General features: G+C 46.4%; 12 protein-coding genes. All 12 read right to left on the reverse strand.

Annotation, left to right across the window (positions count from 1 at the left end; translation table 11 throughout):
* Positions 1-247: 247 nt before the first annotated feature.
* The 12 genes from phoU to hpf all read right to left on the reverse strand — a co-directional run bounded on the left by phoU (position 248) and on the right by hpf (position 14,132).
* The gene (gene phoU / locus TES5_RS06070) at positions 248-922 is read right to left on the reverse strand and encodes a phosphate signaling complex protein PhoU (protein ID WP_068560967.1); all 675 of its coding nucleotides are present in this window, start codon (positions 920-922) and stop codon (positions 248-250) included.
* A 66-nt stretch (positions 923-988) separates the two neighbouring features.
* Entirely contained in the window at positions 989-1,738 is a 750-nt protein-coding gene (gene pstB / locus TES5_RS06075; protein ID WP_083546448.1) for a phosphate ABC transporter ATP-binding protein PstB, read from the reverse strand.
* Between the two features lie 50 nt (positions 1,739-1,788).
* A complete protein-coding gene (pstA, locus tag TES5_RS06080; RefSeq protein ID WP_068560970.1) occupies positions 1,789-2,661 on the reverse strand; it encodes a phosphate ABC transporter permease PstA in 873 nt (290 codons plus the stop codon).
* Positions 2,661-3,590, reverse strand: a complete 930-nt coding sequence (pstC, locus tag TES5_RS06085) for a phosphate ABC transporter permease subunit PstC (RefSeq protein ID WP_068560973.1) — start codon at positions 3,588-3,590, stop codon at positions 2,661-2,663. Before pstC ends, pstA begins: the two co-directional genes overlap by 1 nt.
* Positions 3,591-3,676: 86 nt before the next feature.
* On the reverse strand, positions 3,677-4,642 hold the full coding sequence (locus TES5_RS06090) for a PstS family phosphate ABC transporter substrate-binding protein (protein WP_198143298.1): 966 nt from the start codon (positions 4,640-4,642) through the stop codon (positions 3,677-3,679).
* A gap of 218 nt (positions 4,643-4,860) precedes the next feature.
* Positions 4,861-6,621 (reverse strand): two-component system histidine kinase PnpS, encoded by a 1,761-nt coding sequence (pnpS, locus tag TES5_RS06095; RefSeq protein ID WP_068560974.1) that lies wholly within the window; start codon positions 6,619-6,621, stop codon positions 4,861-4,863.
* Positions 6,618-7,349, reverse strand: a complete 732-nt coding sequence (locus tag TES5_RS06100; protein ID WP_068560975.1) for a response regulator transcription factor — start codon at positions 7,347-7,349, stop codon at positions 6,618-6,620. The genes pnpS and TES5_RS06100 overlap by 4 nt, the downstream gene beginning before the upstream one ends.
* 354 nt (positions 7,350-7,703) lie before the next feature.
* The gene (ftsX, locus tag TES5_RS06110) at positions 7,704-8,591 is read right to left on the reverse strand and encodes a permease-like cell division protein FtsX (protein WP_068560977.1); all 888 of its coding nucleotides are present in this window, start codon (positions 8,589-8,591) and stop codon (positions 7,704-7,706) included.
* Positions 8,581-9,267 carry a cell division ATP-binding protein FtsE gene (gene ftsE, locus TES5_RS06115; RefSeq protein WP_068561058.1) on the reverse strand — a complete coding sequence of 229 codons (687 nt, stop codon included), beginning with the start codon at positions 9,265-9,267 and terminating at the stop codon, positions 8,581-8,583. Before ftsE ends, ftsX begins: the two co-directional genes overlap by 11 nt.
* 182 nt (positions 9,268-9,449) lie before the next feature.
* Positions 9,450-10,566, reverse strand: a protein-coding gene (gene prfB, locus TES5_RS06120) for a peptide chain release factor 2 (protein WP_178137794.1) whose coding sequence is annotated in 2 segments (ribosomal slippage) — positions 9,450-10,493 and positions 10,495-10,566 — 1,116 coding nt in all. Because the reading frame shifts where the segments join, the coding sequence is not laid out codon by codon here.
* 162 nt (positions 10,567-10,728) lie between these two features.
* Positions 10,729-13,272, reverse strand: coding sequence for a preprotein translocase subunit SecA (gene secA / locus TES5_RS06125; RefSeq protein ID WP_083546441.1), 2,544 nt, complete (start codon positions 13,270-13,272; stop codon positions 10,729-10,731).
* Positions 13,273-13,574: 302 nt separating this feature from the next.
* The gene (gene hpf, locus TES5_RS06130) at positions 13,575-14,132 is read right to left on the reverse strand and encodes a ribosome hibernation-promoting factor, HPF/YfiA family (protein WP_068560979.1); all 558 of its coding nucleotides are present in this window, start codon (positions 14,130-14,132) and stop codon (positions 13,575-13,577) included.
* Positions 14,133-14,247 lie beyond the last annotated feature (115 nt).

The following is a 14,247-nucleotide window of genomic DNA, read 5'->3' on the forward strand; positions in this document are numbered from 1 at the left end:
GCATCGTAGAGCGCAATAGGTACGATTTATCTAATTTCCGAAGGGCTAACCCGAGAAGCTGGCCATCAAATTTGATTGCATGAAACATATTGCAAATCTGTAAAACACCTATGGTGACGCACTATTAAATTCGAAAAAATTTATACTTTCCTTGTTATATAAAAAAACCAGGAAGCTACCACGTAATCGGGTTCGATTGCGTGGCCTTCCTGGCTTTATCTTTTCTCATCCTGCATCCACAAATGTGTTAGTCTTCAAACTTGTTGTTTGTGTTCAATTCGATTATTTTCCCTGTACCCAAATAAATGATCCATTCACAAATATTTGTTACATAATCGCCAATCCGCTCGAGATAGCCGGCAACCATGATGTAATCGGTCGCACCCAGAACAAGTTCCGGATCCAACTTCATCTCTTCGATGGCGCGTCCGTAGATGTGTTCGGCAGCTTGATCGACCATTTTGTCGCTCAGGGCAACCTCTTTGGCTTTTTCGATGTCCGTTTTGATGTAGGCGGCAAGTACTTCCTCCACCATGACTTTTACTTTTTCCGACTGCTCGGCTATCGCGGCTTCGATATCGGAATTGCGCTTGTTGCCTTTAACGCGGATAGTCGACTTCGCAATACTGACGGCATGATCTGCCATACGCTCCAAGTCCGCGCACGCCTTCATAATGGTGACGATTCTGCGGAGATTGCCGGTGACCGGTTGATGCAACGCAATCAATTCAAAGCATCTTTTCTCGATTTCCGCTTCTCTTTGGTTGATGGCGACATCATGCGCAATCACTTCTGCAGCAAGCTCTTTATCATGATTCACAAAACCTTTAACAGATATGTAGATTGCTTCGTTCACCATTTTTCCCATTTCAGAGAAAAGTACGTGCAGATCCTGCAATTCTTCTTCAAAAATTTTTCTCATCTTTTCGCCCCCTGTTACATGTCATTATGCATCACAGTGCATCTCTCATTCCATTATAGCCCAGTCTTAACCGAATTTGCCAGAGATATAATCATCTGTGCGTTTATCGTTCGGATTGGAGTAAATGATTTCCGTCTTATCATATTCTACCACTTCTCCATTTAAAAAGAAGGCCGTTTGGTCCGAAATCCGAGCTGCCTGTTGCATATTATGGGTGACGATGATGATGCTGTAGTCTTTTTTCAAAGTCTGGATAAGTTCTTCGACTTTGGATGTCGAAATAGGATCCAAAGCGGAAGTCGGCTCATCCATTAAAAGGACTTCTGGTTCGACCGCCAGACTTCTGGCGATGCACAAACGCTGTTGTTGTCCACCGGATAACCCGAAGGCATTTTCTTTCAGACGATCTTTTACTTCATCCCAAAGCGCTGCGCCTTTCAAGCTTTTCTCAACGACCTCGTCCAGTACGCTTTTGTCTTTTACGCCATGGATTTTTGGTCCGTAGGCGATATTTTCATAGATTGATTTCGGGAAAGGGTTCGGCTTTTGGAAAACCATGCCCACATCTGTACGCAACTGCTCCACTTTGTACCGCGGATCAAAAATGTTCTGTTCATTGTAATTGATCGATCCCGTCATTTTTACGATTGGAACCAATTCTACCATCCGATTTAAGGTCTTGATGAAAGTGGACTTTCCGCAGCCTGATGGTCCGATGATCGCTGTGACTTCCTTAGTGGGAATATCTAGTTGGATGTTCTTCAAGGCATGGGTATTTCCGTACCATAGATTGAAATCTTTCACACTGTAGATCATTTTTTTATCTTTTAAGCTCACTTCTGGGTTCAAATGAGTAACCTCCTAATTTAATAACGCTTCGAGAATTTGTTGCGGATGTAGATCGCCAATGAGTTCATGATGACCAACATAAGCATCAAGACAATACTTCCTGCTGCAGCGACTGCCTGAAATTCCTCTTGGGGACGCCCTGCCCAGTTGAAAATTTGGATCGGCATTGCCGTAAACCCGGACCAGATACTCTCCGGGATATAAGCGATAAAGGTCATCGCTCCGATCATCAACAGCGGTGCAGTCTCTCCGACAGCCCTTGATAGCGCCAAAATCGAACCGGTCAGGATGCCTGGCACAGCTGCCGGCAGAACGACCGTCCGAATCGTCTGCCATTTGGTGGCCCCCATCGCATAAGAGGCCTCATATTGTTCCATTGGAATGGCGCGAATCGCTTCTTGGCTGGAAACCACGATGACAGGCAAAATCATCAAACTCATGGTCAATCCGCCCGCTAGGACGCTTCGGCCCATTTCAAGCAAGCGGACGAATACCGTCAGTCCCAAGAGCCCGAAAACAATCGACGGAACGCCGGAAAGATTCGAAATGTTCAACTCGATGAAGTGCGTAAATTTATTGTCGGGCGCGTATTCTTCAAGATAAATCGCCGTTCCGACACCCAGAATGAGTGATACCGGAGCGACTATGGCCATGATCCAGACCGTTCCATAGATGGCAGCTTTGATGCCGGCGTCTTCCGGTCTTCTCGAAGCATAGTTGCTCAAGAAATCCCAATCAAGATAGCTGGCTCCTTGCGAAACGATCCGCATGACCAGGATGGCCAAGACGACGATTCCGAAGAAGGTTGCCAGAAAAAAGAGTCCCTTGAATACGTTATTCAGCATCAGCCGGTTGTTGATTCTTTTGTTGTTCTTTTCCACTAATTTCATCAATATTCCTCCCTAAAACGACGGGACATGTAATTCGCCAACAAGTTCATCAACAAGGTGAAGAGGAACAACGTCATCCCTACTGCATAGATACTGTAGTAAATCGTGGAACCGTATGTGGCATCCCCCATGCTGACCTGAACGATATAGGATGTCATCGTCTGGATCGATTCTGTTACATCAAGCGTAAATTTAGGGGTGGATCCAGCGGCTGTGGATACGATCATCGTTTCTCCCACTGCACGGGAAATACCCAAAACAACGGATGAAATGATACCAGACAAGGATCCCGGCAAAATGACTTTCAGCGCCACTTCCAAACGGGTTGCCCCTAAAGCTAAAGCCCCCTCACGCATCGCGTTCGGCACTGCACCCATCGCCTCTTCCGATAAGGACGTGATCTGCGGGATGATCATGATCCCCACGACAATACCAGGGCTAAGCGCATTGAATATCGGCAGGTTCGGGATAACCGTCTGCAGCAACGGAGTGACGAACGTCAAGGCGAACAGTCCGTATACCACCGTAGGAACTCCGGCCAATACCTCCAGAATCGGCTTGACGATTTTTCTTGTCCGTTCGGTCGCATATTCGCTCAAATAGATGGCTGAGCTCAAGCCGATCGGTACGGCAACAAGCATCGCAACGCCGGCTATCAGGAAGGTTCCACTCAATAGCGGCAAAATCCCAAAACTGGGATCGTTTTTGAAGAAAGGATACCACTCTTTTCCTGTCAGGAATTCCCGAATCGGAACCTCATCGAAAAATGTGACTGTTTCTTTGGCCAGCGTGAACACGATTCCGAACGTGGTCAGGATCGAAATGATCGCACAAGCCAGAAAAAAAAGCGGCATGGCTTTTTCTGTGAATTGCAAAGATTTTTGTCGTGAACTTTTTTCTTTCATCAAGTCTTTGACAGATTTGGACATATTGATTCTCCTCTAATAAAGATGAGATGCGAGGGAAGCAAAACGCGCTCTTCCCTCACATCCCTTAGTCATTTATTTGATTTTGCTTATTTCAAACCTTCAAGCGTAGTCAATGCTGCTTCATAAGATTCAGCCGGTAGTGCTACATAACCGACTTCAGCTGCCATTTCGGCTGCCATTTCCAATGTGTATTTTGTGAATTCGTAGACGCTCTCGTTTTCCAACGCTTCGTTCTTCACGTAGATGAACAACGGGCGAGAAAGCGGCTCATACGATCCATCTTGAACGGTCACATCGTTAGGCGTGACTGCAACGCCCTCACCGTTCACGATCGGAACAGCCTTGACGATGTCACTGTTTTCCAGGAAGTATGCGTAACCGAAGTAGCCGATGGCATTTGCGGAACCGGAAACACCTTGTACCAATACGTTGTCATCTTCGGATAAAGAAGCTGCTTTGTTGATTTGTTCGCCGTCCAAGATCACTTCATCAAAGTAATCGTATGTGCCTGAGTCGGTACCTGGGCTGAACAACTCGATCTTTTCTTCCGGCCAGCCTTCACGGACATCCGCCCATGTTTCTACGCCGGTTCCTTCTGTCCAGATCATCGCTAATTCTTCGATGGTCAATTGATCCACCCAGTCGTTCTCGCTGTTCACAACGACTGTCAAACCGTCCAAGGCAAGTTGGAACTCTGTATATTCAATGCCGGCTTCTTCCAACAAGGCGATTTCTTCGTCTTTGATCGGACGTGAAGCGTTGCTGATGTCTGTTTCGCCTGCGATGAATTTCTCGAATCCGCCACCCGTACCGGATACACCGATAGTCGCTTTTACGTCCGGATTAGCGATTGAAAATTCTTCTGCTACTCCCTCCATTATCGGGAATACGGTAGAAGATCCATCGACTAAAACTGTTCCGCTTCCGGTTGCAGTCGTGCTTCCCGTTTCTGCACCGCTCTCTGCAGTTGTGCCGTCTCCGTTACCACAAGCCGCCAAGGTAGCGCCGATTGTTAAAGCCATTGCGAATTTAGATAATTTGCCAAAGTTCATTTTTTACCATCCTTTATGTTGAGGTTATTTGAACGCCATTGCCTGTTCACAACCTTAATATTAACGGTCGATTGTTAATTTCCTTGCGGTTTCATGTAAATTTTCCGTTGATTTACCTCTTTTTTTGTAAATGTTTTGTAAACGGGGCTTTAGAATACAAGAAAAAAAGCTCTACAGGTACGTTTCCGCCTGTAAAGCTTTTGCATTCGAATCCATTCTTATATAGGCAATGTCACTGTAAAAGTTGTTCCATTGCCCTGTTTGCTGGCTACAGTGACCGTTCCGTTCATGTTTTCAACCAAATACTTCACAATCGATAATCCTAAGCCGGTACCTCCGGAGTTTCTGCTCCGCGCTTTATCGACGCGATAGAACCGCTCGAATACTCTTCCCAGATCGGCTTCCGGTATCCCGATTCCGTTATCGGCAACGTGCAGATGGACTTGATCCGCAGTCTTCTCGACAGTGACCGTGATATGCCCTCCGGCTTGCGTATAGACGACGGCATTGTTGATCAGATTAGCCAGTATTTGCTTCAAGCGATTCGGATCTGTATGCAACGTTACGAAATCCTTTTCCACTAATTCCAGTGTCATGTTTTTCTCTTTCACTTTCTGATCGACCAACTGAAAGGTCGCCAACACCGCTTCGGAAATATTCACTTGCTGCAGAGCGAGCGGGACTTGCCGCTGCTCCAACTTCGACAGTTCCAAAATATCATTCACCAAAAGATTCAACCGGGTGCTTTCGGCCAGAATGATTTCCAAAAACTGTTTCAGGATAACGGGATCTTCCATTGCACCGTCCAATAATGTTTCAGCGAATCCTTTCAGGGCTGTAACAGGCGTCCGAAGCTCATGGGATGCATTGGCGACAAAGTCGGTACGGACTTTCTCCAAGCGTCGGATTTCACTTATGTCATAGAGGAGCACAATCAGATTCATTTCACCCGGTTTCTTGCTTGTGATCGGGACAATATTGACATCGACTATTCTGTCTTTTGGATAATAAAAATAGATTTCGTCATTCTGCGGCTCTCTGTACGTGTACGCTCGCTCAATCATATGGCTGAGTCCATAACTGCTTACAGCCTCGACATAGGATTGACCGATCAGCGATTCTTCACTTTCACTCAATATTTCTTGCATGACGGGATTGACCATTGTAATTTCCTTGTTCTCATCCAGAAGCATCACGCCAATGACCAGATGATTGATCAAGCCAGTAAGCCGTTCATCATTCTGCTTGATTTCATTCATTTGATTATCCAGACTTTCGGCAAGTTCATTGATGGTTTCGCCCAATTTTTGGAAATCACCGAAGCCTTTGCCTTTATATCGCGCATCATACTGGTGATCCGAAAGTTTTTTGGCGACATCCATCACCGCATCGATCGGTCTGCCGATGCGTTTCGTCAAAGCATAAGTAAGTACGAAGGCTACTGCCAGAGCCAACAGGATAAAAACGTAAAGGGACTGTTCGATGCGTTGGCTGACCGTCAAGGCGCTCAGTGGTCTCGACAGTCGGATAACAGCAGCGATAGTGCCTGATTCGTCAAAAATCGGCACAGCTACATAATAAAGCTCCTGATTTGTGCTTTCGCTCTTTCTTTGCCCAGTTCCGTAAGGCTCTCCGGACAGAACTTCCTGAATTTCTTCCCGCCGCAGATGATTTTCCAGATTGACCGCAGTGAGCTGCGAATCATAAATCACAACCCCATCGCTGGCGACTAAAGTGATTCTATCTTCCGTGAAAGAGTCAATTTTATCCAATTCTTTTTCAACAAAGGTCCAGTCACTGCCGACAGCACTGTTTTGGAGCAGTGTACCCACGATTTGCGTCTGTTCAACCAACAGTTCACTGTGCAGACTCCGCGTGTAGTTCCCTAACACAGTCTCCAGGAATATCCCGAAAGCCACACTGAACAGCGCAAAGATCAACACAAAAGTGGCAAGCATCCGCAATTGCAGTTGCTTCATGTCTTCGCTACCTCAAATTTATACCCGAAGCCCCGGACCGTACGGATGTATTGCGGATTTTTAGTGTCTTTTTCAACTTTTTCGCGGAGATGGCTGATGTGTACATCGACGATGCGCGTTTCTCCGGCGTAATCAAAATTCCAGATGGCATTCAACAACTGTTCCCTGCTCAGGATACGATTGGCGCGCTTCGCCATGTAAAGCAGCAATTCAAATTCTTTCGGCGTCACTTCAATCAGTTCTCCCGCTACATGAACCTCATACAGTTGCGGAAAAATGGTGATCTCGCCGACTTCGATTTTGTCTGTTTCGTCCTCCGTCGGTTCCGGTTGGGCAGTCGCAACCGGTTCAGCCGGAACAGCTTTGTTCGTCCTTCTTAGGATAGCTTTCATCCTGGCCAATACTTCACGCGGGCTGAATGGCTTTGTCATATAATCATCCGCGCCCAACTCAAGTCCGATAATCTTTTCCAGCTCATCATCCTTCGCCGTCAAAATCATGATCGGTGTATCAAATTTTTCCTGCCTCAGGCGTTTACAGATATCCATTCCGTCCATCGACGGTAGCATCAGATCCAGAATGATGAAGTCAAAAGGATTCGAGATAGCCAAACGGTAACCTTCCGCTCCGTCTGTGGCAGTTGTCACCTCGTAGCCGTCTTTTTCTAAGTTGAAAGCCAATAATGTAACGATCGATGGTTCATCATCCACTAGCAATACCTTTTTCATGTGTCCTCCTCTGACCGATTAGGGTCCGGGATGGCGTATGCCCCCCATGTATTTTACGAATGGCCGTATTTTTGAGAGCCTCGGTTTCCTGCTCGGCTCGTTTCCTTTTCAGCATACTAAAAATGTTGGAAAACGGCAATTCAGATTTTCCCGGCCGATTTTTATCCATCAACCGAAAAGACTCCAAAAGTGCGCTGTACAGGAGATTCCACAAGGTAAAAGAGAAATAAATGCATACAAAATAATAGTTTCAGTTTATCGGTTTTCAGGATGAGCCGGCTTATGCGAACGACAAAAAAAGGTTCCAGCCATACGTTTTGTATGACTGGAACCTTATGGATCAAAAATTTTTTGTTAAACTTTCAGGAAGCGGCGCATCGAGAAAACGGAACCGAATGCCCCGATGAAGATACCGATACCCACCATCAGAAGGCTGATGTAGAGGAGGAACGGATTCGGAGTCAAAAGACCAAAGTTTGTGCCGGCCAAGTAGTCCCCGCTCACATTAAAGATGAAGCGGTAAAGGAACACTAGGAAAGTCATGGGAATCAATGCCCCGATCAATCCGATGATGGCTCCTTCAATCAGGAATGGCCATCTGATGAAGCTGTTTTTTGCACCCACCAAACGCATGATTTCGATTTCCGTACTACGTGAAAAGATGGTAATCCGGATTGTATTGGAAATCAGGAATACGGCAACCAGCAGTAAGCCGATGATGATGACGAGTCCTATCGTGCGGATCGTCGCAATCGTCTCAAATAATTTATCCGCTGTGGCACCGCCGTATTCGACTTGAGTGACATACTGCATGGCGGATGCTGCTTCAGCTACCGCTTTCGTTTGCTCTGGTGCAGTTGTATTCAAGACATAAGCATCATACAACGGATTGGCATCTCCGCCGAAAAGATCGAATTCATCACCGTAGCTGCCGATAATCTTATCCAATTCCTCGTCCTTACTTGAGAAAGTGATGGATTCGACATTGGCGATGTTCTCCAGTTCCGTCTTTAAGGCTTCCTGGGCGGCTGCATCAGCAGCCAGATCGATGTAAACTTTTACGCTCACATCATTTTCGACATCGGAAGCCAACTTGTTCACGTTCAAAAGAATCCCGGTAAAAGACCCCACAAGCAACAAAGTCAGTGCCACTGCACTGATTGAAGCTATCGACATCCAGCCATTCCGGAACAGACTTTTGAATGCGTCCCTTATGTGTCTCATAAATGTTCTAAATTTCATATCCATATTCTCCTTCTTGTTGATCTCGGACAATACGGCCATTCTCTATTGCTAATACACGGTGTTTGATGTCATTAACGATTTGGCTGTTATGGGTGGCCATCAGGATTGTTGTTCCTTGGTTGTTGATTTCTTCCAGAATCCGCATGATTTCCATCGACGTATCCGGATCCAAGTTACCTGTCGGCTCATCCGCAATCAGGACGCCTGGCATATTCGCAATCGCACGTGCAATCGCGATCCGTTGCTGTTCCCCACCGGAAAGTTCATTCGGGAACATCCGCACTTTATGCTTCAGTCCGACCAAATCCAACACTTCCAATACGCGCTTCTGGATGACTTTCGGACTTTTTTCGACTACTTCCATCGCGTAGGCGATGTTTTCGTATACGGTCAGTTTAGGTAATAATTTGAAATCCTGGAAGACCACACCCACAAAACGGCGCAATAATGGGACTTCTTTTTCATTCATGGTCGTTAAATTATATTTGCCTACTTGAACTGTTCCTGAGGTTGGTTTTACTTCGCGATACATCATTTTGATGAAGGTTGATTTGCCTGCTCCACTGGGGCCCACAATATACACAAATTCGCCTTGATTAATCTTCACGCTCAGATTATTGACCGCCGTAATGCCGTTGTTGTACTTCTTGGAGACATTCAGCATTTCAATCATTTTATCACCTGTCTTTTCTTTTTTTCCTTGCTTCCGCTCTGAAACCTTCAGAGGCTGCAAGAATGCTTCCCTATTATAGCACGTTGCACAACTGTGTCTGTTTTAGTTTCTTTACAAGTATGTGTCAATAGTTTCTCAGTATTCTCGCTCGTGACTGATCCTATTTATTTGGGCTGCTGCTTTTAAAGTTCTTCCTGATCCATCGTCATTTTCAGATAAGCATCGATGAAGGCGTCGAGATCCCCGTCCATGACGGCCTGTACGTTACCCGTTTCGTAGCTGCTTCGGTGATCCTTAACCATGGAGTACGGATGGAACACGTATGAACGGATCTGTGAACCCCAACCGATCTCTTTTTGCTCGCCACGGATGGCTGCCAGCTCTTTTTCGCGCTCTTCCTCCTGCAGTTGATACAGTTTCGCCTTCAGCATTCCCATAGCGGTATCCCTGTTCTGGAATTGCGAACGTTGCGCCTGGCTTGCCACAACAATACCGGTCGGAATATGCGTGATCCGGATGGCTGATGATGTTTTATTGATGTGTTGTCCACCGGCTCCGCTGGCGCGGTAAGTATCCACCCGGATGTCATCCGGATTCACTTCTATATCCGCATCGTCGGCAGCTATCTCCGGCATCACATCGATCGAACAAAACGAGGTGTGCCTTCTTCCGGCAGAGTCGAACGGCGAGATGCGGACCAAACGGTGGACGCCCCTTTCCGAACGCAGGTAGCCGTAGGCGTTCATCCCTTTGATCAGGATTGTGACACTTTTGATTCCGGCTTCGTCCCCGCTTTGATAATCCAGCGTCTCCACTTCAAAGCCTTTTTTATCGGCCCAACGTGTGTACATGCGGAAAAGCATGCTTCCCCAATCCTGGGATTCCGTTCCGCCAGCACCTGGATGGATTTCCAAAATAGCGTTCGATTTGTCGTGCGGTCCGTTCAACAGCATCGTCAATTCATATTTTTCCAGTGCTTCTGTAAATTCTGTCGTTTTTTCGTTCAACTCTTCCAGGTATTCCGGATCTTCATCCTCTTTTACCATTTCATATAAGACTTCGAGGTCTTCATATTGCGCTTCCAGACTCTTGAACGTATTGTAGACCGCTTTTAATTGGTTCGATTGATTGATGACTTCCTGCGCCGCTTCGGCATTGTTCCAGAATTCCGGATCCAACATGCGATCGTCGAATTCTGCGATATCCGTTTCGAGGCCATCTAAGTCAAAGAGACCTCCTGAAGCTTGCAATTTTTGTTTCTGAACTTTCCAATATGGCTTTGATTTCACTTAATTCCATTTGATTTCCTCCTAGATTCGACTAAAGAAGGATGGGTCGGGATAAAAACAAGCGACTGTTTTTTATCCCGACCCTCCTCGATTGGCATTGTATCCGATTAGTGTGTGTTTGAATTGGTTTTACTGTTTGAAGTATCTCTTGCGGATGCGCTGCCTGTTACTCTTAAGTTTGAGATTCTTGTTTTTCGGCTGCTTCAGCCGCTTGTTTGGCTTTTTGGATTTCCATCAGTTTTTGCATTCTCATTGCCGCAATCTGGGCTCTGCGCGCTTGTTCCTGTTGCTCCGTTTGGGAAGCGACTGTCTCACGCGTCGGCATGATGTTCGAGCCTTGGCCTACTGATTGGCGTTGCAGATTTTGGCGAATTTCTGATTTCATCACGATCCGGGTGACGTCATAGTCGATGGTCGCAATCATTTCCTGGAAACGATCATAGCCTTCGGTTTGGTACTCGGTCAACGGATTGTTCTGTGCGTATGAACGCAAGCCGATTCCTTGGCGCAGCTCATCCATATTGTCGATGTGATCGGTCCATTTGCTGTCGACAACCCGCAGGATAACGACTTTTTCAAATTCCAAAATTTGTTCGGGACTCAATTGTTTCTCTTTTGTCTTGTACACTTCCATTGCGCGTTCCACCAAGTATTCCTCGATTTCATGCGCAGTTTTGCCTTCCAGATCGGCCAAGCTGATGCTGTCGGGATGCACGAGGGCAGCTCCGGCAAAATCACGGATCCCTTGCAGGTTCCAGGTCGTCTTTTCACCGACGGTATGCGTTTCGACCACACGCGCAATCGCACGCTTGATCATCGCTGTCACGACATACTTCAACGATTCGGTTTCATTGATGACCTCCAGACGCTGTCCATAAATGATTTCACGCTGTTCACGCATGACTTCATCGTATTCCAGTACGTTTTTACGGGTATCATAGTTATTGCCTTCCACTCGTTTCTGTGCGGATTCCACTTGTTTGGAAAGCATTTTGCTTTGGATGACCACATCTTCTGCTTCATCATCCAAATTCAATTTGCTCCAGACTTGCTGGATGCGCTCCGATCCGAAGCGTCTCATCAAGTCATCTTCCAACGACAGGTAAAATTGCGTTTCGCCGGGATCCCCTTGACGTCCGGAACGGCCACGCAATTGGTTGTCGATCCGGCGTGATTCGTGACGCTCGGTACCGATGACGCAAAGACCGCCTAATTCCTTGACGCCTTTACCCAGCTTGATGTCGGTACCACGACCGGCCATATTTGTGGCGATTGTGACGGCTCCGGGTTGACCGGCCCCTATGATGATTTCCGCTTCCCGGAAATGGTTTTTGGCATTCAATACTTGGTGCGGAATGTTTTCTTGACGCAACATGTGCGAAAGCAGTTCGGATGTTTCCACGGCTACGGTACCGACAAGGATCGGCTGCCCTTTCGCGTGACGTTCTTTAATGTCGCCGACAACGGCTCTGAATTTGCTTTTCAAAGATGGATACAACAAATCCGGATAGTCGTGACGGACGATCGGTCTGTTAGTCGGAATCGAAATGACGTTCATGTTGTAAATTTCCCGGAACTCTTCTTCTTCCGTTTTTGCTGTACCGGTCATACCGGACAGTTTTTTGTACATGCGGAAGTAGTTCTGGAAAGTGATGGTGGCCATTGTTTTCGATTCATTTTCGATTTCGACGTTTTCCTTGGCTTCGATGGCTTGGTGAAGCCCGTCCGAGTAACGGCGGCCTTCCATGATCCGGCCAGTGAATTGGTCAACGATTTTTACTTTTCCGTCTTCGACCACATAATCAATGTCCACAAGCATGATATAGTTCGCGCGCAAGGCCTGATCCAGATGGTGCACCAGACGCGTGTTATCCACATCGTACAAGTTCGGCAAGTGGAACGTTTTCTCGGCTTTCTCGATGCCTTCATCCGTCAACGCGATTGATTTGGAGGTCAAATCGATTGTGTAATCCTCATTCTCTTTCAATCCTTTGATGAAGAAATCGGCTCTGTTATAGAGTGCTGTCGATTTTTCGGCTTGTCCGGAAATGATCAATGGTGTGCGGGCTTCATCGATCAGGATAGAGTCGACTTCATCGACGACCGCAAAGTTCAACGGGCGCTGCACCATTTGATTTTTATAGACGACCATATTGTCCCGCAAATAATCGAAGCCCAATTCATTATTGGTGCTGTAGGTGATGTCGCAGTTATAGGCTTCTCTTTTTTCTTCCGATGACTTGCCGTTTGTGTTCAAACCAACAGTCAACCCCAGAAAGCGGTACAATTCGCCCATCTCGACCGCATCACGGCTCGCCAGATATTCATTGACTGTGACAACGTGCACGCCTTCGCCAGATAAGGCGTTCAGGTAAACCGGCATCGTTGCGGTCAAGGTCTTACCTTCACCGGTCTTCATTTCGGCGATATTGCCTTTATGCAGGGTGATTCCACCCATGATCTGTACTTTATAAGGATACAGTCCCAAGACGCGTTTTGCGCCTTCACGGACCACGGCAAACGCTTCCGGAAGAAGGTCGTCCAAAGTCTCTCCTTTTTGGTAGCGTTCCTTATAGGATTTGGTCAGATCGCGTAACTCTTCATCATCCAACGCGGCCATTCGATCCGCGTAGGAAATGACCTTATCTGCTACTCCTTCCAAGGAACGTAGCTCTTTCTTATCATTCTCAATGAGTTTCTTTAAAAAGTTGGCCATTCTATATCTCCTCTTGCTGTCTGATTTCATTCCAGCAATCATATTTACTGGGTATGTATGCGTGTGTATAGGTCGTTCTTTGCTGCTGCAAAAATAATTCTTATATCTCTACTATTCTATCATTACTTTTAATTAATGTGAACTACTCACCGTCAACAAAAGCTTGTATTGTCTATCGCTCGCTGGATTTGCGGTTGAACAATGCAGACGGATGAATGAAGGACACGGTCTATAGTGCTGTCAGTCTCGAAGATTAAAAAAAGTCCCCCGCCGTTTATGGGCGAGGGACATTATTTTCAGATTTAGTCAGTTTCGATCAGACCGAATTTGCCGTCTTTTCTGCGGTACACGATACTTGTGCCGTTCGTTTCAGCATCTTCGAAGATAAAGAAGTTGTGTCCGAGCATATTCATCTGCAATACAGCTTCTTCACTGTCCATCGGTTTGAGGGAAAGACGTTTTGTGCGGACGATTTCAAGTGGATTCTCATCGTCTTCCATCTTTTCTTCGATCAGATTCGGCTCGTTACCGATATCAAATCCTCTCTCTCTGGATTTGCGGTGAATCTTTGTCTTGTACTTACGGACTTGGCGTTCAAGTTTGTCCACGACCAAATCGATGCTTCCGTATAGATCACTAGAAGTCTCTTCGGCTCTTAAAACCAGGAAAGGTAGCGGAACCGTAACTTCCACCTTAGCAGATTTTTCGGCTGGGAATGGATATACTTTCAAGTTGACATGCGCTGTTGTTTCAGGCACGTTCTCAAAGTATTTTTCCAGTCTGCCTAATTTTTTCTCGGCGTAGTTGCGGATCGGTTCTGTAACCTCAATATTTTCTCCTCGGACATTATACTTAAACATAGCACTCTCTCCTTTCGTCTGACGCATCGTCAGATAAAGACAACCCTCGCCTATGGACCACTCATAGGGGGTTTCTTTAACTTCATTATAATGTAAGCGCCTTAACATTTCAACG

The organism is Trichococcus sp. ES5 (assembly GCF_900067165.1).
Lineage (GTDB): Bacteria > Bacillota > Bacilli > Lactobacillales > Aerococcaceae > Trichococcus > Trichococcus flocculiformis.

Coding starts and splice junctions, on each gene's coding strand:
- pstB (WP_083546448.1), bottom strand. CDS start 1,738: ATGATCTACAGTGTGAAAGATTTCAATCTATGGTACGGAAATACCCAT.
- hpf (WP_068560979.1), bottom strand. CDS start 14,132: ATGTTTAAGTATAATGTCCGAGGAGAAAATATTGAGGTTACAGAACCG.
- TES5_RS06100 (WP_068560975.1), bottom strand. CDS start 7,349: ATGAAAAAGGTATTGCTAGTGGATGATGAACCATCGATCGTTACATTA.
- pnpS (WP_068560974.1), bottom strand. CDS start 6,621: ATGAAGCAACTGCAATTGCGGATGCTTGCCACTTTTGTGTTGATCTTT.
- TES5_RS06090 (WP_198143298.1), bottom strand. CDS start 4,642: ATGAACTTTGGCAAATTATCTAAATTCGCAATGGCTTTAACAATCGGC.
- pstA (WP_068560970.1), bottom strand. CDS start 2,661: ATGAAATTAGTGGAAAAGAACAACAAAAGAATCAACAACCGGCTGATG.
- ftsX (WP_068560977.1), bottom strand. CDS start 8,591: ATGAAATTTAGAACATTTATGAGACACATAAGGGACGCATTCAAAAGT.
- secA (WP_083546441.1), bottom strand. CDS start 13,272: ATGGCCAACTTTTTAAAGAAACTCATTGAGAATGATAAGAAAGAGCTA.
- ftsE (WP_068561058.1), bottom strand. CDS start 9,267: ATGATTGAAATGCTGAATGTCTCCAAGAAGTACAACAACGGCATTACG.
- pstC (WP_068560973.1), bottom strand. CDS start 3,590: ATGTCCAAATCTGTCAAAGACTTGATGAAAGAAAAAAGTTCACGACAA.
- phoU (WP_068560967.1), bottom strand. CDS start 922: ATGAGAAAAATTTTTGAAGAAGAATTGCAGGATCTGCACGTACTTTTC.